This is a genomic window from Nitrobacter sp. Nb-311A (assembly GCF_000152905.1).
Lineage (GTDB): Bacteria > Pseudomonadota > Alphaproteobacteria > Rhizobiales > Xanthobacteraceae > Nitrobacter.
This window is the reverse complement of record NZ_AAMY01000009.1, coordinates 47,785-70,424: the sequence shown is the minus strand read 5'-3', so window position 1 is coordinate 70,424 and position 22,640 is coordinate 47,785. Positions and strand designations below refer to the sequence as shown.

At 57.9% G+C, this 22,640-nt stretch carries 13 protein-coding genes; 9 read left to right on the top strand and 4 right to left on the bottom strand.

All coding sequences use genetic code 11. The annotated features are described in order from the left end of the window. Positions 1-19: 19 nt before the first annotated feature. The 3 genes from NB311A_RS05075 to NB311A_RS05065 all read right to left on the bottom strand — a co-directional run bounded on the left by NB311A_RS05075 (position 20) and on the right by NB311A_RS05065 (position 2,983). A complete protein-coding gene (locus NB311A_RS05075) occupies positions 20-1,108 on the bottom strand; it encodes a TRAP transporter substrate-binding protein (protein WP_009797388.1) in 1,089 nt (362 codons plus the stop codon). A 189-nt stretch (positions 1,109-1,297) separates the two neighbouring features. Further along, on the bottom strand, positions 1,298-2,437 hold the full coding sequence (locus tag NB311A_RS05070; protein ID WP_040673991.1) for an Mrp/NBP35 family ATP-binding protein: 1,140 nt from the start codon (positions 2,435-2,437) through the stop codon (positions 1,298-1,300). Positions 2,438-2,593: 156 nt separating this feature from the next. Further along, positions 2,594-2,983, bottom strand: a complete 390-nt coding sequence (locus NB311A_RS05065; protein ID WP_040673989.1) for a VOC family protein — start codon at positions 2,981-2,983, stop codon at positions 2,594-2,596. A gap of 228 nt (positions 2,984-3,211) precedes the next feature. On the opposite strand from NB311A_RS05065, the gene NB311A_RS05060 reads away from it, so the two are divergent. The 3 genes from NB311A_RS05060 to NB311A_RS05050 all read left to right on the top strand — a co-directional run bounded on the left by NB311A_RS05060 (position 3,212) and on the right by NB311A_RS05050 (position 6,431). After that, complete coding sequence (locus NB311A_RS05060) at positions 3,212-4,081, top strand: NAD(P)-dependent oxidoreductase (RefSeq protein WP_009797385.1); 870 nt, start codon at positions 3,212-3,214, stop codon at positions 4,079-4,081. A gap of 180 nt (positions 4,082-4,261) precedes the next feature. Continuing rightward, positions 4,262-5,872, top strand: coding sequence for a HAMP domain-containing sensor histidine kinase (locus NB311A_RS05055; protein ID WP_009797384.1), 1,611 nt, complete (start codon positions 4,262-4,264; stop codon positions 5,870-5,872). A gap of 46 nt (positions 5,873-5,918) precedes the next feature. Next, positions 5,919-6,431, top strand: coding sequence for a TIGR02281 family clan AA aspartic protease (locus NB311A_RS05050; protein ID WP_009797383.1), 513 nt, complete (start codon positions 5,919-5,921; stop codon positions 6,429-6,431). A gap of 12 nt (positions 6,432-6,443) precedes the next feature. Here the strand turns inward: NB311A_RS05050 and malQ are convergent, their stop codons facing one another. After that, on the bottom strand, positions 6,444-8,387 hold the full coding sequence (malQ, locus tag NB311A_RS05045; RefSeq protein ID WP_009797382.1) for a 4-alpha-glucanotransferase: 1,944 nt from the start codon (positions 8,385-8,387) through the stop codon (positions 6,444-6,446). A 151-nt stretch (positions 8,388-8,538) separates the two neighbouring features. Here malQ and NB311A_RS05040 point away from each other — a divergent pair, with 151 nt between their 5' ends. From NB311A_RS05040 to NB311A_RS05015, 6 genes are all read left to right on the top strand, one after another. Continuing rightward, complete coding sequence (locus tag NB311A_RS05040) at positions 8,539-10,512, top strand: alpha-1,4-glucan--maltose-1-phosphate maltosyltransferase (protein ID WP_009797381.1); 1,974 nt, start codon at positions 8,539-8,541, stop codon at positions 10,510-10,512. Between the two features lie 8 nt (positions 10,513-10,520). Continuing rightward, entirely contained in the window at positions 10,521-13,805 is a 3,285-nt protein-coding gene (treS, locus tag NB311A_RS05035) for a maltose alpha-D-glucosyltransferase (RefSeq protein ID WP_009797380.1), read from the top strand. Next, entirely contained in the window at positions 13,802-15,952 is a 2,151-nt protein-coding gene (gene glgB, locus NB311A_RS05030; protein WP_009797379.1) for a 1,4-alpha-glucan branching protein GlgB, read from the top strand. The genes treS and glgB overlap by 4 nt, the downstream gene beginning before the upstream one ends. Continuing rightward, positions 15,949-18,027, top strand: coding sequence for a glycogen debranching protein GlgX (gene glgX / locus NB311A_RS05025; RefSeq protein WP_009797378.1), 2,079 nt, complete (start codon positions 15,949-15,951; stop codon positions 18,025-18,027). The genes glgB and glgX overlap by 4 nt, the downstream gene beginning before the upstream one ends. Next, complete coding sequence (gene treZ / locus NB311A_RS05020) at positions 18,024-19,787, top strand: malto-oligosyltrehalose trehalohydrolase (RefSeq protein ID WP_009797377.1); 1,764 nt, start codon at positions 18,024-18,026, stop codon at positions 19,785-19,787. The genes glgX and treZ overlap by 4 nt, the downstream gene beginning before the upstream one ends. A gap of 321 nt (positions 19,788-20,108) precedes the next feature. After that, positions 20,109-22,604, top strand: a complete 2,496-nt coding sequence (locus NB311A_RS05015; protein WP_009797376.1) for a glycogen/starch/alpha-glucan phosphorylase — start codon at positions 20,109-20,111, stop codon at positions 22,602-22,604. Positions 22,605-22,640 lie beyond the last annotated feature (36 nt).

Sequence of the window (22,640 nt, the reverse complement as noted above, 5' to 3'; positions counted from 1 at the left end):
ACATAGCGTCGAAATGCAATCAGCCGCGCGTCCGCGATCGGATCATGAATGTGTCATAGGTATACTCGGCCACCTGCCACCACAAATACTCGTCAGATCGATAGGCCTGTACCGCATCGATCGCCCTCTTGAAGTCCGCGTTGTTCGCCGAAATCTCGCTCCACAATTCGTTCGTGGCTTTCAGGCAGGCGTCGAGAACATCGTTACTGAACGGCCGAAGCTGGGCGCCACCTGCAATGAGCCGTTTGAGGGCGGCGGGATTTTGCATGTCATAGCGAGTCGCCATCCATGTATTGGCAGTCGCCGCCGCGTTCATCAATATCGCCTGATAGCTCTTCGGCAACGTGTTCCACTTCTCGAGATTGCAGAATGCATGGATCGTCGGCCCACCTTCCCAAAAACCCGGATAGTAATAATATTTTGCGACTTTCTGGAAACCCAGTTTTTCATCGTCGTACGGGCCGACCCATTCGGCCGCGTCGATTGTACCCTTCTCAAGCGAAGGATAAACGTTACCCCCGGCAAGCTGCTGCGGCACCACACCAACCTTCTGCAAGACCTGACCGGCAATGCCGCCGATCCTCATTTTCAGGCCTGACAAATCGGCCACGGTCCTGATCTCCTTGCGAAACCAGCCGCCCATCTGCGTGCCGGTGTTGCCGCAGGGAAATCCGATGACGCCGAATTTCTTGAAGAACTCGTTTGCAAGCTCATTGCCGCCACCTTGAACAAGCCAGGAATTCTGCTGGCGCGCATTGAGCCCGAACGGGACCGATGCGAAAATCGCGAAGGTGGGATCCTTTCCAACATAATAATATGAGGCGGTGTGGCTCATCTCGACCGTCTTGTTGGCCGTCGCATCGAGCGCCTGCAATCCGGGAGCGACCTCATCGGCCGCGAAGATCTGGATCTGGAATTTGTTGTCGGTCATCTCCGCAACTTGCTTGGCAAAGATTTCGGCGGTGCCGTAGATCGTGTCGAGCGATTTGGGGAAACTCGAGGTCATGCGCCATTTGATCTCGGGCGCCGATTGCGCAATCGCCGGCGAGGCTACGGCCGAGACAGCGGCACCGGCCGCCGAACCTTTCAGAAAATCACGACGTTTCATGAGAGACCCCTTATGACAATCTTTCGTTGAGCTTCCCGCGCAGGCAGTGGCGTGGATCTGCCCCTTCGCTGCGTGGCTTGCATCGAACCCCAAAGGGTGAAGCAAGACCAAAAATTCAAGCTTAGTGGTACTCTGATTCTGAAATTTGCAAGCCTCCTGCCATGGCGGAATGCAAATCCTGGAATCGGATCACCTGGCTATAGCGGCCGCATCGTGGAGCCGGTCACGAATACCTTCGGCAATAACGCGATAGATCGCCGCATGAGGTCCGTCAGGCTGGCTTTCGACGACCGGATGACCGGAATCGGAAGTCTGGCGAATGGACATGTGAAGCGGGATTTCGCCGAGAAAAGGGACTCCCAGCCGTTCCGCCTCGTGCCGGGCGCCCCCATGGCCAAAGATATCGCTTCGCGCTCCACAATGTGGACACTGGAAGAAACTCATGTTTTCGATAATTCCGAGAACCGGCACATTGACTTTTCTGAACATCGCAAGTCCACGCCGTGCATCGATCAGCGATAAATCCTGCGGCGTCGAAATGATGACAGCACCCTTGAGCGGCACATTCTGAGCCAGCGTCAGCTGAGCATCGCCGGTCCCCGGCGGCATATCAACGACCAGAACGTCGAGCTTGCCCCAGGCCACATCTCGAAGCATCTGCCGGATCGCCGAGGTCACCATCGGGCCACGCCAGATCACCGCACTTTCTTCCTCGATCAGAAAGCCGACCGACATAATGGCAAGGCCAAACCGCCCGATGGGCGCCATCTTCTTGTCATCCGTCAATTGCGGCTTTTCGCAAATACCGGTCAGCCTCGGAATTGAGGGGCCATAGATATCCGCATCGAGCAGTCCCACACGCAAACCGGAATCCCGCAATCCCAGTGCGAGATTGAGGGCGGTGGTCGATTTGCCGACGCCGCCCTTGCCCGATGCAACGGCAATAACGGCGGCAACTCCGGGAATATCCGCCTGCCGCGCCATCGGCGAATTTGATAACGGATTTTGCGGCGATCGACGTGTCGACACGTGCGGAATCCCTTGCTCCGACCGCGGCGATAAACTTGCGGCGGAGCTGTCCGGCTTTCGTTCGGCTGTCAGAGCGACCATCACAACCGACACTCCGGGGATCGCGCGCACGGCCGCTTCGGCGTTGGCGCGAACATCCTCCCACATCTTGGTTTCCGCCGCCTCGACGTTGATAGAAAAAAATACCTTGCCGCCGGTGATAGCGATTTCCGACAGGACACCGGCGTCGGTCAGTGCCACGCCGCTGGGAGACAGGACACCGGCCAGCCGGTCCAGAACTTGCTGCGGTGTTACGTTCAACTTGTCTCTCCGGAGTCGGCGCGCTTTGCTTTGAAAGCGGATTCTACATGGCTAAACGCCGCAGCCTGGTCAACGCCTATGCTGTGGCTATCGAGAAGGCAAACCTCGGGCGAACCGGCGGCCACCACCCACCGCATCCAGTCGAGGCCGGAAAGATCAGACCTGTTCAGCCGCCGCGTTGTAATTGAGTTCGATCAACACGCCGTTCGGATCGCTGACGAAAATCTGCCAGATGAATCCGCCGGGGACCTCACGAGACCTGAACGTAACCCCTTTCGACTGAAGGCGCTGTTTCATGCCGCTGAAATCGCGGCTTGCGAAAGCGATGTGATGGACAACGCCGGAATCCGGCTTTTGCGGCTCGGAGGTCGGCGCGATATCGACGAGGTGAACTACCGGCTTGCCATCGCTATACAGCCACGCGCCCGGAAACGCGAAGTCGGGTCGATCCCCTTTCGTCAGACCGAGAATGTCCTCGTAGAACCGTACCGTCTCGGCGAGCTTTCGGGTCCGGATATTGAAATGATCGAGCATCCCAACGCTCATGTCGCGCGCTCCCTTTTCCCTCCAGGCCGGAAAATGATTATCCCATTCACTCTAACGCGTTTTGAATTGTCTTGGAATCGTTCGTCACAGTACCGCCTTGCAGACGGGCTTCTTCCGGCTTTCGGCCCTTGCCGCTGCAATCTCACGAGCTATGCTGAGAACAGTCCGATTTTCATCGCGATGCGTTTATCTGCCTTATTCAATGAACCCTCAGGATTCCACTCGGTCATGGCTAAAGTCGCATTTCTCGGCCTCGGCGTCATGGGATTCCCCATGGCAGGACATCTCGTCGCAAAGGGCTGCCACGAGGTGACCGTATTCAATCGAACGCCGGCTAAGGCCAAGGCATGGACCGAAAAATTCGGCGGAAAAACCGCAACGACGCCGGAAGCAGCCTCCGAAGGTCAGGATTTCGTGATGGCGTGCGTCGGCAACGACGACGACCTACGGGCGATCACGATCGGCGCAGACGGCGCCTTTGCCGGCATAAAGCCGGGAGCAATTTTCGTCGATCATACGACTGCCTCCGCTCAGGTCGCGCGCGAACTTGATGCCGAGGCAACCAGACGCGGTTTCGGCTTTGTGGACGCCCCGGTTTCCGGGGGCCAAGCCGGCGCCGAGAAGGGCTTTTTGACTGTGATGTGCGGCGGAGCGGAGGACGCTTATGCCCGCGCCGAGCCTATCATTGCCGCCTATGCCCGAATGTGCAAACGGCTCGGCCCCGCGGGGGCCGGTCAATTGACCAAGATGGTCAACCAGATCTGCATTGCCGGCGTTGTGGAGGGATTGTCGGAAGGCATCCACTTCGCCAAGAAGGCAGGGCTCGACGTTGATGCGGTCGTCGAAGTGATCTCGAAGGGCGCTGCGCAATCCTGGCAGATGGAAAACCGTTCCAAGACGATGAACGAAGGCAGGTTCGATTTCGGCTTCGCCGTCGAATGGATGCGCAAGGACCTTTCGATTTGCATCTCTGAGGCTCGGCGCAACGGCGCAAGCCTACCGGTCACAAGCCTTGTCGACGCCTTTTACTCGGAAGTCGAAAAGATGGGTGGCCGCCGCTGGGACACGTCCAGCCTTCTGGCACGGCTCGAACGGTAACGGCTGGCCGATCACGGCGGTTCCCGCCCCGATCGATCGCCGCCAGGTTAAAAGGGTGTCGAGCGGATTAACTTCCGGTTAACCGAATAACCCCGCTTTTTAAGGCAGCCCTTAAGGATTTGGCGCGAGAAATAGACCAGTAACGACTCGCGCGGCCGCGTGCAGGATTTGTGTTGGTTGATGAGTACCCCCGCCGATAAACCTGAAGTCGTCCAGCTTCCGGTCGCTCCCGCGATTGTACCGTCCGCGCGTCATCGGCGCGCAACCGCGCAGCGGGTCCGCGAAGCGCGCGACCGCTTGACTTCGACAAGCGGAACCCGGCCGGCGTTCGATTACGAACTGCTCCGGCAATATGCGCAAACACCACTGTCGGCATCGTTTGTCGTGATGCTGCTTTTGGTTGCGACTGGCGTGCTTTTCGGATTCTGGATGGAGCCCGCCGCCGCGGCGGCATGGACATTCGGAATGCTCTGCATTCACGCAGTCATCATCTACAACTGCAAGAATTATCTCAAGGCGCCGTCGTCGGCCAATAGCACACGCAAATGGCGCGCTCGTTTCATTTTGCTCGATCTCCTGTATGGCCTGTGCTGGACGACAATTCTGGTGCATCCTGCCGGCTCGGATCCGGTCACAAATACCCTGATGATGTTTCTGATGCTGCTGGTCGTGGCGGTATCAAGCATGCTCTCAGCCAGTCTGCCAATTGCCGCCCTGGCCGCAACCGCCCCCGTGACATCGGCAATCGCACTGAAGTTCGCGACTGGCGGCAGCTTCAACAGCTACATTCTTGCCATTCTAGCGCTGACTGCGGAAGGCTATTTCGCACTGCTCGCCCATCGCCTGCATTCCACGACGCTGGCGACACTCGAAGCACGGGCGGAGAAGGATGCTCTGATCGGCGAACTTGAGCAGGCCAAAGCTATTTCGGACGAAGCACGGCATCGCGCGGAATCGGCCAACGTGGCGAAATCCAGATTTCTGGCTCAAATGAGTCACGAACTTCGTACGCCGCTGAATGCCATCCTCGGGTTTTCCGAGGTCATGAAGAGTGAAATTTTCGGCGAGCACGCGGTTGCGGTTTACAAGACATATTCTGCGGACATTCATAACTCGGGCGTTCACCTCCTGAATTTGATCAATGAGATTCTCGATCTGTCGCGGATCGAAGCCGGCCGTTATGAACTCAACGAAGAAGCCGTATCTCTCGTCCATGTCGTGACCGAATGTCACCATCTGCTGAAGTTACGGGCCTCCAACCGCGGCATCACAATTCATGAGGTGTTCGAACAAGGCATGCCTCGCATCTGGGGTGACGAGCGTGCCGCGCGCCAGATCGTGCTCAATCTGGTGTCGAATGCGATCAAGTTCACGCCACAAGGCGGAGAGATCTGGCTGAAGATCGGATGGACCGCTTCAGGCGGACAATACCTCGGTGTCAAGGACAACGGCTCCGGAATCGCGGAGGATGAAATCCCGATTGTGCTTGCCTCGTTCGGACAGGGATCGAATTCAATCAAATCCGCCGAGCAAGGCGCGGGCCTTGGTTTGCCGATCGCAAAGAGCCTGATCGACCTGCACGGCGGTACGTTCACGCTGAAATCCAAGCTCCGTGTTGGCACGGAGGTCATCGTTACCTTTCCGCCGGAACGCGTGATGTCTGCTCTGGCGCCAATGGCGGAAGAAGGTCCGCCGCTTCAACCCGCGCAGGCGGACGATGCCGCAGCCGACGACAAACGCCGCCCGGGAAACAAACCGATCATGAACGCCGGCACGGGTCTGAGAGCATGATGGCGACTCCAATTTTTGGTCTGTTCGAAAACGTGGGGGGCGCGTTGTGATCCGTATCCTGCTGGTGATCGGAATGTTGGCCGCGACCGCCGGAGCGGTGGTCGCCTATGGGGATCCGGCACGAATATCGGCTGCGGGACAGTTAGTCTCGACAATGCTGCGCAAGGCCGCCGCGGGACCCCCGCGGAGCGTTCAGGTTCCTCGAGCACAGAACGGCGATTTCACGCTTCACGCAAAGATCAACGGCGTCAGAACGTCGATGATCATTGACACCGGCGCAACGTCCGTCGTCCTCACCTACGAAACGGCGAAGGCTGCCGGACTACCGCTGGAATTGCTGAATTACGATGTGGATGTCGAGACCGTAGGCGGGCGGGCGCGCGCAGCACGCCTGACGCTCGACCGGCTCGCAGTCGGGAAGCTGGTTGAGCGATCCGTGCCGGCGCTCGTCGTGCCGCGCGGCCAGATGAAAGCCAATCTTTTGGGGATGAGCTTTCTCAACCGGCTTGAGAGCTGGGAAGTCCGCGCAGACCGGTTGATGCTGCACGGCTATCCCTGAGCCTCCCCTGTTTCAGCGTTCACGGAGCGCGCGCCGAAGCGCGTCGAGATCGATGCGTCGGTCCAGATCGTCCAGCTTGACTGGAATTCGCCTCCGCCAGTTGGGATGCTCGTTCAACGTACCTGGAATATTCGGCTGATCCTGCAGTCCGATCAAATCATCGAGCGCAATCGCAAGAATGCGGGACGGCGTGCGCGCGAGAAATTCGGCGACCCCGAGAAAATTCTTCGCTGCGATATGTTCTTCGCCGAGCTTCCATTCGAGCGCATGGCGCGCATTCGTCCGCTCCACGTCGGTTTCGCCGGGATCGAGCCCCAGTTCCCGCTTAACCCTGAGATCGGAATGCGATTGCCAGCCAGCGAAGGATGCAAGGTCATGGGTCGTGAAGGTGACGAGCGCGTTTTTGGCATACTCCGATGACCCAATAAAAGCGCCGCTGCTGCTGCGTTCAAACATCATCACCCTGTAAGACCACACGCCCCAGGCCGCGAGAGTGTCACGAAATCCCGCCAGGACCGTTCCAAGATCTTCGCCGACGACAATACAGTGCTGACCGACGCTCTCTTGCGCGATAACCCCAAGCATAGCCTGCAACGGCATATCCACATATGCTCCGTGCAGAGGCGATGCGCCGGCCGGTATCAAGTAGAGCCGGCTGAGACCGAGCACATGATCCAACCGTATGGCTCCCGCAAAACGCATCGAAGCGCGCAGCATGTCCCGAAACGGTGCAAAGTCACTCGCCTCAAGACCAGCAGCATTGAATCCTGCCAATCCCCAGTCCTGCCCCATCGTGTTTAGTTGATCGGGCGGCGCTCCAACTGAAAGCGCGCGCGAGATAGCGGTCTGCTCGTTCCAGGCGTCGAACCCGCCGGCCTGAACACCGACGGCAACATCCAGATAAAGCCCGACCGCCATTCCGCGTTCAGCGGCGAGATCGGCGCATGACTGTAGCTGAGATGCCGCGCACCATTGCATGAACTCGACGAATTTCACTTCCTCGCCCTGTGGACCGCTGGATACGGCTTGAACTCCGGCATGAGTCGGGCGGCGCCATTCTTCCGGCCACAGCCACCAGGGCGCTGGACCGAACTGCCGCCGCAATACCTCGAAGCAAGCGTATCGTTTCAACAGTTCGCCGCGCTCCTTCCTGAAGATTTCAAATTCGGCTTGCGCGGCCTGATCATGCTGAAACTTCGAGAACGAATAGCGGAATGCTCCGAATTTCAGTTTAGCGACCGCAGCGTAATCGACCAGCTCGCCCTCCCCGACCCGATCGAGCTCTTCGCGGTGCTGCCTTAGCCACACGCTCGAAAAGTTCGGAACCCGCTCGGGGTCGATATAAAGCGGATTGAGAAACAGCCGACTGTTTGGCGCATAGGGACTGCGTTCGAGAGGACGGTCATCGAACAGCGCGTGAAGCGGATTGAGGCCGATACCATGGCATCCCCAATCCGAGGTCAGTTCGATCAGCGAGGCAAGATCCGTGAAATCACCAATTCCCCAGTTACGCGACGATGACAGGGCGTACAGCTGAACAGACAGAACCCAGACCCGCTCGAACGAGCCTTGAAAGGCCTTTTCAGGCGTAACCAATAAGGGAACAGAATCGATGAGAGCGCCATTGCTACTTTCGAGTTCCAGTCGGTAAGTGCCGATCGCTATTGGATGCCGGATATCGATCGTTGCAGAAGCTACATACCCTTGTGCGAGCACCGTATCGCGTTCCACAAGTCGCCAAGCGATGCCGTTCGCCTCGGTCGCGACGGGAATGCGAATCCTGGCCACGTTGGCGGCGATGACCACGGGCTGCTTCAGGAAACGATGGCGCGGAGGCGCTGGCAAACTATCAACAAAAACACGCAATCGATCATCGTCCAGGATATGACGGCGGCCCAACCCGTCGACAAAGTCCAAATTGATGCCCAGATCGCGCGCTTTTGAGTAGATATCCATCGCCGACCCAACCCGGCATGGCGCCGAGGCCCCCTCTAACAGATGGAACAAACTCGGGAACGAAAGGGCGGTTCCATAGGGAACTTTGCAGCTACGCCGGGGTTTATCTTCCGGGTCCTTCGTTATTCATCAGCAGGTTAGCGGCGCGTGAATGTCCGTATCGACGCAAAAAAACATGCTGGTATGTGGAGACGAAAGAGGCGCAACCGCCGGCGCATTTCATATCGAAGACGTTTATCCCTGCATCGACGCCGGACGGTTTCCCGTCAAGCGCCTTGCTGGTGATACCGTCGATGTCTGGGCGGACATATTCCGAAGCGGGCATGACGTCATCGTCGCGCAGCTGATTTGGCGACATGAGCAGGATCGTGACTGGCAAAGATCGGCGATGGCCAAGCACGATAACGATCGTTGGTTCGGCAGCTTCGCGCCAGCCGAACCAGGACGCTACGTCTATGCCATCGAAGCCTGGACTGACGAATTCGCCACATGGAAGCGCGATTTCGAACTCAAACAGAAGGCCGGTCAGGACATCACCCTCGATGCGCTCGAAGGCGCCGCGCTGCTGACGCGCGCGCAGTATGGCAGCAAGCAAGCGACGGCGATCATCCTCCGTCAATGCGAAGACTTTCTCCAAAAGGGTAACGCCGCCAGCCTGCTCGTTCCGGAACTGACGAGCGCCATGGCCGAAGGCTGCGCCCGGTCCGATCTCACGCGTTCCCGGCTTTACCCACTGACGATCGATCGCGCCCTCGCCGTCGCGGGCGCATGGTACGAGATGGTACCGCGCAGCCAGAGTGCCGTTCCCGGCCAGCACGGCACCTTCCGGGATTGCATTGCCCGGCTGCCCGACATCGCGGCCATGGGATTTGACGTCCTTTACTTCACGCCGATTCATCCCATCGGCAGGACCAATCGAAAAGGACGCAACAATGCTCTAACCGCCGCCGAAGGCGATCCTGGCAGCCCCTACGCCATCGGCTCACCGGAAGGTGGGCACGATGCGATCCACCCCGAGCTCGGCACTTTCGACGACTTCCGGGACTTGATCGCCGCCTGCAAAACTCATGGCATGGAGATCGCGCTCGACATTGCGGTGCAGTGTTCGCCCGATCATCCCTGGCTCACCCAGCATCCCGACTGGTTCAAGCGGCGTCCGGATGGTTCGATGCGTTATGCGGAAAATCCTCCAAAAAAGTATGAGGATATTGTCAATCCCGATTTCGGTTGCGAAGACGCGGGCTCACTGTGGAACGCGCTTCGCGACGTCATCCTGTTCTGGGTCAATCAGGGTGTGCGCATCTTTCGAATCGACAATCCGCACACCAAGCCGTTCAATTTCTGGGAATGGCTAATCCGAGAGGTCCAGACGAAGGACCCTGGCGTCATCTTCCTCGCCGAAGCCTTCACCCGACCCAAGGTCATGAAGGGTCTCGCCAAGCTCGGATTCACACAATCGTACACCTACTTCACTTGGCGCACCCAGAAAAGGGAGATCGAATCCTATCTTAGCGAGCTGACGGGATATCCTGAGCGAGACTATTACCGGCCCAACTTCTTCGTCAACACGCCGGACATCCTGCCTTACCACCTGCAAAGTGGCGAGCCCTGGATGTTCAAGTCCCGGGTTGCTCTGGCAGCAATGCTGTCGGGCAGCTACGGAATCTACAACGGCTTCGAGCTTCTGGAGCACGAAGCCATTCCGGGGCGGGAAGAATATCTCAACTCGGAAAAGTACGAGATCAAGGTTCGCAACTGGGATGCACCCGGAAATATCAAACCTTACATCGCTGCGCTGAACCGGGCGCGACGCGCCAATCCGGCGCTGCTACAAACGCGCAATCTGCGGTTCCTCCCCGTCGACAATGATCAGATCATCGCTTTCACCAAGCATTCCGCGGATGGCTCCAACACTGTCGTCGGCGCCATCGCGCTGTCACGTGAGAGCCATGAATTTTGGCTGCCGCTCGACTCAATCCGGATGGAAACCGCGAACGGATCGGGCGCTCCCGTTGCACTCGAAAACCTCATGACCTGCGAGCGTCACGCCATAGAGTGGGGCGGAGTACGGTTGAGGCTCGATCCATTACGCGATCCCGCGCTTTTGTTTCGGTGTCTGACGTGAGGCCCGTTATGAACAAGATGTCGCATATCGATGCTGACAGATACGTCCAGACCGACGACCTCTGGTATAAGGATGCCATTATCTATCAGCTCCACGTCAAAGCATTTGCCGACAGTAACAACGACGGCATCGGCGACTTCGTAGGCCTGACTAACAAGCTCGATTATCTTCAGGAACTCGGTGTCACCGCTCTGTGGTTGCTGCCGTTCTATCCATCACCGGGACGCGACGACGGATATGACATCGCCGATTACGGCTCGATCAATCCCGATTTCGGCACCATGAAGGATTTCCGCCGGTTCATTTCGGAGGCAAAACGGCGCGGCCTGCGCGTGATTACCGAGCTTGTTATAAATCATACATCCGACCAGCACAGATGGTTCAAGCGCGCCCAGCGCAGCCCGCAAGGATCCAGCGCGCGCAACTGGTATGTCTGGAGCAATACCGACAAAAAATATCAAGGCACCAGAATCATTTTTACCGACACGGAGAAGTCGAACTGGGCTTGGGACGCCGAAGCCAACGCCTATTACTGGCATCGCTTCTTTAGTCATCAACCGGATCTTAATTTTGACAACCCGAGGGTCGTCCGAGCTGTCGTTCAGGTGATGAAACGTTGGCTGGACACAGGCGTCGACGGGTTTCGTCTGGACGCAATTCCTTATCTCTGCGAGCGGGAGGGCACCAACAATGAGAATCTTCCCGAAACGCACGCGGTGATCAAGCATATTCGCGCTGAGCTTGATGCCTACGCCAAGGGGAAAGTACTTTTAGCCGAAGCCAACCAATGGCCCGAGGATGTTCAGTTCTATTTCGGGGACGGCGATGAGTGCCATATGGCCTATCATTTCCCCTTGATGCCTCGCATCTACATGGCGATCGCCCAGGAGGACCGATTTCCGATCACCGATATCCTGCGACAGACACCCGATATTCCCGACAGTTGTCAGTGGGCGATGTTCCTACGAAATCATGACGAACTGACGCTCGAAATGGTGACCGATATCGAGCGTGATTATCTCTGGTCGACCTATGCCGCAGATCCTCGCGCGCGCATCAATCTCGGTATTCGCCGCCGTCTTGCACCCTTGATGGATAACGACCGGCGCAAGATTGAGCTGATGAACTCGTTGCTGATGTCGCTACCGGGAACGCCGATCATATATTACGGCGATGAAATCGGGATGGGCGATAACATCTACCTCGGCGACCGCAACGGCGTTCGCACCCCGATGCAATGGACTCCGGATCGTAACGGTGGATTCTCCCGTTGCGATCCTGCGCGGCTCTATGCTCCCCCTGTCATGGATGCTGTCTACGGTTATGAGTCCGTCAATGTAGAGGCCCAGTCGCGGAGTCTTTCCTCGCTATTGAGCTGGATGAAAAAGCTCATCTCTGTGCGAAAATCCAGCCACGCTTTCGGTCGCGGAACGATGTCCTTTGCGCGCTCCTCGAACCGGAGCGTTCTTGCTTATGTGAGACAATACAACGATGAGGTCGTGCTTTGCGTCGCCAACCTGTCGCGATCAGCACAAGCCTCGGAACTCGATCTGTCGCACTGGAAAGGTCGTTCGCCGCTTGAAATGTTGGGACGAACGACCTTTCCCGATATCGGCGAGTTACCGTATCTGATCACGCTCGCGCCTTATGGATTCTACTGGTTCCGGCTCAATGAAAAGCCATCGTCCCCGAACGTCGCAACCGTGATCATACCCGACTACGAGACGCTGGTAGTTCCGGTAGGTGCGACCTGGATGTCTCTGGCGCGAACACGCTTGATCTTCGAGCGTGACGTCTTGCCCTCTTATCTCGCTCGCTCGCGCTGGTTCCCGGAGCGATCCGCTGGCTCCATCATCGCACGTGTGCCAGCGGCAGTACCACTCATGGAAGATCAGGTTTCCAGGCCATGGCTCGTGATCTTCGATGTCTCCCATCGCGGGAAATCGGGACGATACGCGATGCCAATCCGAATCCGGTGGGATCGGCTCGACCGCCGAAACTATGACGTCAAAAACATCGCCGCCGTGCGGCAAGGCTCGCGCGAGGGAACCCTGATCGATGCCGCCTATGAGAGTGATCTGATCGCGGGCATCATCGAGGGTTTGCGCCGTCGTGCAACCTTCGAGGAAGGCAATCTACGGCTTGCTCACGTTCCTACCGAGCGGATGGCTTCGATAGCCGAAGAGCCGATTGAGAACGTGAGAGCGGTTCAGACTGAACAATCGAACAGCACCGCGCTGGTGGATCAGAAGTTCGTGGTGAAACTCTACCGAAAGATCGAAAATGGCATCAATCCCGAAGTAGAAGTTGGACGTTTCCTGACGGATGTCGCCGGATTTGCCAATACGCCCGCTTTGCTTGGCAGCGTTGAGTTGACGGGACCCGACGTCGAGACCGCCATCGCTATCGTTCATGCCTTCGTCGGTAATCAGGGTGACGCATGGACCGTCACTAGCGCCGCGCTGGATCGCTTTGTCGATGAGCAGCGGCTCGTCGGGGCGGTCTATTCCGCTCCCGCGCTTGAAGAAAAGGCGGCCTATCAGCGCTACATGGTGCAAACTGGCAAGCGCGTCGCGGAAATGCACATGGCGCTGGCCAGTCGCGACGATATCGAGAATTTTCGTCCTGAGCCTGTGACTGCTTCCGACGTCGCTCATCTCATCGATCGTCTGATGACACATGCGGAGCAAACGTTTGACCGCCTCGCTCAGACAAAGCTACTGGAATCGGACCAGCTTCTTGTCGAAGAAATCCAAAGTCTCCGCCCCGCTTTGCATAGCTTGCTTACCAGGCTGCTTCCGTCATCGATTCAGATGCACAATATTCGGCATCATGGCGACCTTCATCTCGGGCAGGTTCTGGTAGTACGTGACGATGTTTTTATCATCGATTTCGAAGGTGAACCACGACGGAGCCTTTCCGAGCGGCGGATGAAGGCGCCGGCGGCCCGCGATGTCGCCGGACTGATCCGGTCCATCGACTATTCCGTGACGTCGGCGCAAGAAAGGGTTCTTAAAACCGAAGCGGACGACGATGGACGATTGGCGGAAGCCTTGTCGGCATGGCGCGACGAGGCAACGCAGACCTTTCTGGCTTCCTATCGCGAAGCGATGTCCGATTTTCGACTTTGGCCACAGGACAAGAACGATGAAGACGGGATGCTGCAGTTCTTCCTGCTCGAAAAGGCGATTTATGAGATCGACTACGAGCTGGCGCATCGTCCGGATTGGCTACGGGTGGCGCTGGACGGCGCACTGCGGGTGCTGCACAACAGGAAGCGAGACCGCGCATGACAGAACTGTCTTCCGAAGCACGCGCCATTGTTGAAGGACAGCATTCCGATCCTTTTCACTATCTCGGCTGTCACCGCGAGACTGATCGCAATGTGGTTCGTGTTTATCTACCCGAGGCGTCGGAAGTTCGCCTCGTCGATGAGGCTGGCGAGGAGATCGCGCTGACGCGCATTCATGACGCTGGACTTTTCCTTGGAGACTTGCCGGACGGGGCGGAGCGCTACCGTCTCCGTGCCCGGTATGGCGCGGACATGGTTGAACTTGAGGACCCTTATCGCTTTGCGCCCATTCTAGACGACTTCGATCTCCATCTGCTCGGAGAAGGCACGCACCAGCGCCTCTATGAGAGGCTTGGCGCTCATCCCATGGCGATGGAGGGTGTGGACGGAATAGGATTCGTCGTGCTGGCGCCAAACGCTCGGGCCGTGACTGTCGTCGGTGATTTTAACTGCTGGGATAAACGCCGGCATCCGATGCGCGTGCGAGGGAACGGATATTGGGAACTGTTCATACCCGGTGCAAAGGTGGGCGATCGCTACAAATTCGCGATCACGGCTCAGGATGGCTCCCTGCTCCCGCTGAAATCCGACCCGATGGCCTTCGCGGCCGAGGTGCGACCCAACACGGCGTCGATCGTATTCGACGAGGCCGCGTTGCCACGCCCGACGCCACTGGCAATCTCGATCAATGCATACAATGCGCCCATCTCGATTTATGAAGTTCACCTCGGATCATGGCGCCGTGGCGACGGAAATCGCTGGCTATCCTATCGCGAGCTTGCCGAGACCTTGCCGCGCTATGCACGCAACCTCGGATTTACTCATATCGAGCTGATGCCGGTGAATGAGCATCCGTTCGACGGTTCCTGGGGTTATCAGCCGACCGGCCTCTATGCCCCGACTAGCCGCTTCGGTACGCCGGACGATTTCGCGCATCTGGTCGATGCCTGCCATCGCGAAGGACTCGGCCTCTTGCTGGATTGGGTGCCAGGACATTTTCCGGACGATCCGCACGGGCTTGGCCGTTTTGACGGAACGTCGCTGTATGAACACGCCAATCCATTGCAGGGCCGCCATCTCGACTGGGATACCCTGATCTACAATTACGGCCGCACGGAAGTTGTCAATTTTCTAGTCGCCAACGCGCTGTTCTGGCTCGATCGCTACGGCGTCGACGGTCTCCGCGTCGATGCTGTCGCGTCGATGCTCTATCTGGATTACAGCCGCCCCGAAGGCGGTTGGATTCCGAACAAACACGGCGGCCGGGAAAATCTGGAAGCTATCGAATTTCTGCGCCGGTTCAACCGTGAGGTATTTGGAAAATTTCCGAACGCCACAACCGTCGCTGAGGAGTCGACGGCATGGCCCCAGGTCTCGCGACCGATTGAGTTCGGCGGTTTAGGGTTCGGCTACAAATGGAACATGGGCTGGATGCATGACACGTTGAGCTATTTCGGCAAGGACCCGATTTACCGCAAGCACCATCATGATCAGATCCTGTTCGGACTGCACTACGCATTCTCGGAGAATTTCATTCTGCCGCTATCCCACGATGAGGTGGTCCACGGCAAACGTTCAATTCTTGGCCGCATGCCGGGCGACGATTGGCAACGGTTCGCGAATCTGCGCGCCTACTATGCTTTCATGTTCGGGCACCCCGGAAAAAAGTTAATGTTCATGGGAGCTGAGTTCGGCCAGGAGCGCGAGTGGAACCATGATCACTCGCTCGACTGGCACCTTCTCGATCAAGCCCGGCACCAGGGAGTTCAGGCTGTCGTCCGGGATCTCAACGCGCTCTATCTCGAGGTGCCGGCGTTGCACGAACTCGATTGCGATCCCGCTGGATTCGAATGGATCGTGGCCAACGACGCGGATCACAGCATCTTCGCATGGATACGAAAGGGCGAAAGCGGACGAGCACGCTGTCTCGTGATCGCGAATCTTACACCAACTGTCCATCGCGACTATCGCGTGCGCGTACCATTTGCCGGCCGGTGGCGCGAGGCCCTCAATACCGACTCCGCCCATTATGGAGGAAGCAACGTTGGGAACGACGGCGTGGTCGAGACATCAGGAAAAGTCATTCCCGAGCTCAGCCTGACGCTGCCGCCTCTCGGGGTGATCTTTCTGGTTCCGGAAACAGCATGAGGCGGATCTCGGAAGGCACTCATGTCCGCCTCGGCTCGACCTGGGACGGCCGCGGAACGAATTTTGCGCTGTTTTCAGCCCATGCGGAAAAGGTTGAGCTTTGTTTGTTCGACAGCAAGGGCCGCAGGGAGATCGAGCGCATCGCCCTGCCCGAGCACACCGAGAACGTCTGGCACGGATATCTGAACGATGTCGCGCCCGGGCAGCTCTATGGCTATCGCGTCTATGGTCCCTACGATCCTCAGCGCGGCCATCGGTTCAACCCTCACAAGCTGCTGCTCGATCCTTACGCGAAAAAGATTAGCGGACGATTGGTCTGGAGCGATGCCCATTTCGCCTACCGTACCGGAAGTCCGCGTGAGGATTTATCCTTCGACAGACGCGACAACGCCCGCGCCATGCCGAAAGCTACTGTCATCGACGAGACCTTCAACTGGGGAAGGCGTGAACCGCGGCCCAGTGTGGCTTGGGAAGACACGATCATCTATGAAGCTCACGTCAAAGGCTTGACCAAGACGCGCCCGGATATCCCTCCAGAACTTCGGGGCACATACGGTGCGCTAGCCGCGCCGGCCATGATCGATCACCTGCGGCGCCTGGGCATCACCACCATCGAGCTTCTGCCGATTCATGGATTCGTCGACGACCGCCACCTTGTCGAGCGCAAGCTAAGCAACTACTGGGGTTACAACTCCATTTCGTTCTTCGCACCGGAGCAGCGTTACGCAAAGGACGCGGCGCTGGATGAATTCCGCATGACCGTAGCCCGTCTTCATGACGCCGGCTTCGAGATCATGCTCGACGTCGTCTACAATCATACCGCGGAAGGAAATCACCTCGGCCCGACTCTGTCATTCCGCGGCATCGATAACGCCTCCTATTACTGGCTCATGCCAGACAATCCTCGCTACTACGACGACTTCACAGGCACCGGCAATTCTCTAAATCTGACCCACCCGCGTGTGCTCCAGATGGTCATGGATTCGCTCCGCTATTGGGTCGAAGTCTGTCATATCGACGGCTTCCGCTTTGATCTCGCAAGCACCCTGGCGCGAGGCCCTCACGGCTTCGATCGCAACAGCGCTTTTTTCAATGCAATCCGGCAAGATCCCGTTCTCGCCAATGTCAAGCTCGTCGCAGAACCATGGGATGTCGGTCCCGGCGGTTATCAGGTCGGCGGCTTTCCTTCGCAATGGTCGGAATGGAACGACCGGTATCGCAGCACAATGCGCCGTTACTGGGCCGGCGAAGGAAATCTGATCGGCGACGTCAGCGGTCGCATGACAGGATCGTCCGACCTGTTCAATCATGACGACCGCGCACCGCGCGCCGGCGTCAATCACGTCACCGTCCATGACGGCTTCACACTGGCGGATCTGTTTTCCTATAACGAGAAGCACAACGAAGCCAACGGCGAGGACAATCGCGATGGCTCCAATGATAACCTCAGCAACAACTGTGGCCACGAAGGACCGACCGACGATCCTGCGATCCAGGCGCTTCGCCGTCAGCTTCGCAAAAACCAGCTCGCATGCTTGTTACTGGCCCAGGGAGTGCCGCTCCTTCTTGCGGGCGACGAGGTTGGCAACAGCCAGAGCGGAAACAACAACGCCTATTGTCAGGACAACGAAATCGGCTGGATCGATTGGAGCCATCTGGGCGACAAGGATAACGACATGACCGACCTTGTCGGACGCCTTACAGCAATTCGAAGGCGCTTTGCGCAAATCAGGTCACGACAATGGGTGACGGGAAAAAGAATAGATAGCTCGTATGGCGTGCTGTGGCTCACGCCGGAGGGCAACGAAATGACCGAGGCTGACTGGAATTTCCCAGAAGGAAGGTTTCTTTCCTATGTGCTTGGACCCATGGAGCACCATCAGCAGGCGCTTTACGTCGTCCTCAACGCCGCGTCGGAGCCGATCGAGTTCAGGATTCCCGATCTGGAAGAATACAAAACTTGGTCGATCGTACTTCATACAATGAGCAACGATGCCGAGGTCGCCCCGCACCATCCTAACGCGACCCTGCAAGCACCGCCTCGCAGCGTCATCGCGTTTGCAGGTCAACCATGAGTTCCGGCCGCTTCGGCCCTGTTCTCACGCCGGATGGCGCAACGTTCCGGCTGTGGGCGCCTGCGGCCGGCAAAGTGACCCTCGTCACCGATACCCCACATATTTTGGAAAAGGACGGCGGCGGCTGGTTTGTCGCGGAGGTGGCTACGGCAAGGGCCGGTACGCGCTATCATTACCGGATCGACGATGAGCTGGACGTGCCGGATCCTGCGTCATCCTTTCAACGCGATGATGTATCCGGCCGGAGCGAACTTGTCGACCACCGCCGTTTCCACTGGAAGGCAACCGACTGGCGCGGACGACCCTGGCATGAAACGGTCATCCTGGAATGCCACGTCGGTACCTTTACGCCTGAGGGCAGCTATCGGGCCATGATCGACAAGCTCGATCATCTGGTGTCGACCGGAATCACCGCCCTCGAGTTGATGCCGCTCGCCGACTTCGCTGGGTCGCGAAATTGGGGTTACGACGGCGCGCTGTGGTATGCGCCTGATCATGTTTACGGCACGCCGGACGATCTGAGAGAACTTATCGATCAGGCTCATCTGCGTGGCCTGATGGTCTTTCTCGATGTCGTCTACAACCATTTCGGTCCGGAAGGAAATTATCTAGGGCGATACGCACCGCAGTTTTTCTGTGATGCGAAGACTCCCTGGGGAGCGGCGATCGATTATCGCGTTCCCGAGGTTCGCGCCTTCGCCATCGATAATGCGCTGCACTGGCTCGGCAACTATCGGTTTGACGGCCTTCGCCTCGACGCGGTGCATGCCATCCCGGAACCAGGCGAGCCATCAATCCTGAACGATATCAGCCGCGCTATCGGGATTCTGGCACGGCAAGACGGACGCCATATCCACCTCGTGTTGGAGAACGACGATAACCGCGCGGGTCTGCTCAATCCTTCTCCAGGAGCGCCGGACGGGAAGTATCGCGCGCAGTGGAACGACGACTACCATCACGCCTGGCATGTCATCCTCACTCAGGAAACCCACGGCTATTATGGAGATTACGTTGCACATCCACGTCATCTTCTCGCGCGAACACTCCATGCGGGCTTTGCCTACCAGGGCGAGCCCTCTGCTCATCGCAACGGGCGAGTTCGCGGGGAGCGGATCGGCGGACTACCCCCGGCGGCTTTCGTGAACTTCCTTCAGAACCACGATCAGATTGGCAACCGCGCGCTGGGCGATCGTCTCGAATGGTCTGCTGACGCGCGCGCGATCGAGGCGGCGCTTGCGATCACATTGCTCGCGCCCATGCCGCCGCTGATGTTCATGGGCGAGGAATGGGGAGCAACCACGCCCTTTCCTTTCTTTTGCGACTTCAAAGGCGACCTCGCCGATGCCGTGCGAGCAGGCCGGCGGAGAGAATTCGCCGACGCTTACGAAATGTTCGGCGACGACGTGCCTGATCCCCTCGCACTGTCTACATTTGAATCGGCGGTTCTTTCCTGGCCTGATCCGGGCCAACGCCCGTCACGTCATACACTCATCAAACGGCTATTGCAGGTTCGCCGGGATAAACTCCTACCGCATCTTGGCAACGCACTGTTCGATTTCGCTGAGCTTCGTCAGGACGACCGTCTGCTGCTCGCACGCTGGTCGCTGGGAAACGGCGCGCGGTTGAATCTTCGCGCGAACATCTCGGATCATAACGTTACTGATGATACGCCCCCGATGGCGGAGCGCTCGATTTGGGGGGGCGAGTTGCTGGCGCGCCTGCCGGCATGGTCGGTATTCTGGTCCATGGGAGCGACCTGATGGTCAGAGCATTCCGCTTGCAACCTATCGCCCTCAACTCATGCCCGGCGTCACTTTTGACTATGCTGCAACGGGATGTCGTAACCATGGGTATTGCCCCGCGTCTTCATGAACGGCGAAGCATAGAGGGCCATGATATCGAGCCTTTTTGACATCGAGCGATGGCCGTCTCGGCAGCGGCGAACAAAGGTTCCAAAGACGGAACAAGAACGATATAATCGAGAAACAAAGTCAGTTCTGCAAACCGCCAATTGATTCCAGACATAGGGCCCCGCTTTCAGAAGCGGAAAGGCTCCAGGCGGAAACAGATCAGGAGATTGGATGGTTTTTGAGATTTCGCCAAAGCGACCTCGCGGCCTCCAAGGAGACGCGTCGGCTTGGTCCGAACTTGAAGACGACGACATCGTCGCGGACATCAAGAGCGCGATACTGGCCAAGATCGCTTTGATGGCGGGAAAGGACGTCAAGCATGCCAATATCCATGACTGGTACATAGCAACCGCGCTGACGCTGCGTGACCGTATCGTTTATCAATGGCTCAAGTCCGACCGCGCCACCCAGAACCATGGCGCTAAGCGCGTCTATTATCTCTCGCTTGAATTCCTGATCGGGCGGTTGCTGACCGACGCGCTGACGAACATGTCTCTGATGGGGCCATTCCGAACGGCGCTCGAGGATCTCGGCATCGACTTCGACGATTTGCGCGATGTCGAACCGGATGCCGCGCTCGGCAACGGCGGCCTCGGCAGACTTGCCGCATGTTTCATGGAAAGCATGGCGTCGCTCGCGATTCCAGCACGAGGTTATGGCATTCGCTATGAACACGGGCTGTTTCGACAGATCATCTCGAACGGATGGCAGGAAGAATTTCCCGAGCAGTGGTTGCTCTCAGGAAACCCGTGGGAATTCGAGCGCAGTGACGTGGTGTTCGACATCCAGTACGGTGGACGCCTCGATCGCGTTGAGGAGGACGGCCAGAGGGGCCGGACCCTTTGGATACCCGATGAGACCATCCAGGCGATCGCCTACGATACGCCGATCGTCGGATGGCGCGGCCGTCACGTCAATGCGCTGCGGTTGTGGTCCGCGCGCGCGGTCGATCCAATGCGCCTCGATACTTTCAACAGCGGCGATCACCTCGGCGCGATGTCGGAGATGGCGCGGGCGCAAGCGATATCGAAATTCCTGTATCCAAGCGACGAAACGCCAGCCGGGCGCGAGTTGCGCCTGCGCCAGGAGTATTTCTTTGTCTCCGCATCGTTGCAGGATATTCTCAACCGCCATCTCTACACCGACGGTGATCTCCGGTCGCTGCCGTCCCATGCGGCAATCCAGCTCAACGACACCCATCCCAGCCTCGCTGTTCCCGAACTGATGCGGCTGCTGATGGATAAGTATCATATCGGTTGGAACGATGCGTTAGACATCACGACGAAGACAATCTCCTACACCAACCACACGCTGCTGCCCGAGGCGCTCGAGACATGGCCCGTCGAACTGTTCGAACGGATGCTGCCGCGGCATCTCGATATTATTTATCGGATCAATGCAGATCATCTTGCGGCCGCGGAAAGGCACTTCGGGGCGGACGCGCATACCAAAGCCTCAGTGTCGCTGATTGACGAAACCGGCGGCCGCCGTGTCCGCATGGGTCATCTTGCATTCGTCGGCTCTCATCGCATCAACGGCGTTTCAGCCATGCATAGCGAACTCATGCGTGAGACTGTATTTGCCGATTTGAACAGCCTCTATCCGGATCGCATCACGAACAAGACCAACGGAATAACCTTCCGCCGCTGGTTACATCAGTGCAATCCAGAACTCACCTCGTTGTTACAGTCTGCATGTGGAGCCGCAGTTCTCGACGAACCCGAACGCTTACGAATGCTGGAGCGGCTGTCGGATGACCCTGCATTTCAGCAGCAATTCCAGGCTATAAAGCGAACGAACAAGATTGCGCTCGCCCAGATCATAGCCAGACAATTCGGGATAATCGTCGACCCGTCTGCACTGTTCGACGTCCAGATCAAGCGCATCCATGAATACAAGCGCCAGCTTCTCAACGCGGTCGAGACCGTCGCGCTCTATCGGGCCATCCTGGCCGACCCACAGGGCAACTGGACGCCGCGCGTCAAGATTTTCGCCGGAAAAGCCGCCGCGAGCTATAAACAAGCCAAGCTCATCATCAAGTTCATCAATGACATTGGAAATGTGATCAATAACGATCCTCGAATCAGAGACCTTCTCAAGGTCGTCTTCATCCCCAACTACAACGTCAGCGCTGCTGAAGTGATCGTCCCCGCGAGCGATCTGTCGGAACAGATTTCTACCGCGGGCATGGAAGCCTCTGGAACGGGCAACATGAAGCTCGCGCTGAATGGGGCCATCACCATTGGAACACTCGACGGCGCCAACATTGAAATTGCCGAACATGTCGGCGAAGAGAATATTCACATCTTCGGCATGAAGGCGGATGAAGTTGTGCAGCGCCGTGTCATGGGGCTGGATGCAACCGATGTCATTGCGTCGTCGCCGAAGCTGGCCGGTGTGATCGAAGCTATCGAGCGCGGCGCATTTTCGCCGGATGACGTTTCCCGCTTCCGTCCCATTGCTCACGCGTTGCGGTTTCTCGACTATTATCTCGTATCCGCCGATTTCGACGATTACTACCGGACGCAGCGCGCGGTCGACGCAAAGTGGGGCAGTCCGGAATGGACCCACTCCAGTATACTCAACGTCGCGCGGATGGCCTGGTTCTCGTCGGATCGCACGATCCGGGAATATGCCGAGGATATCTGGAACATATCCGTCGCCTGACACTGGCTACGCACAGGGATTCATTGCGCCACATGC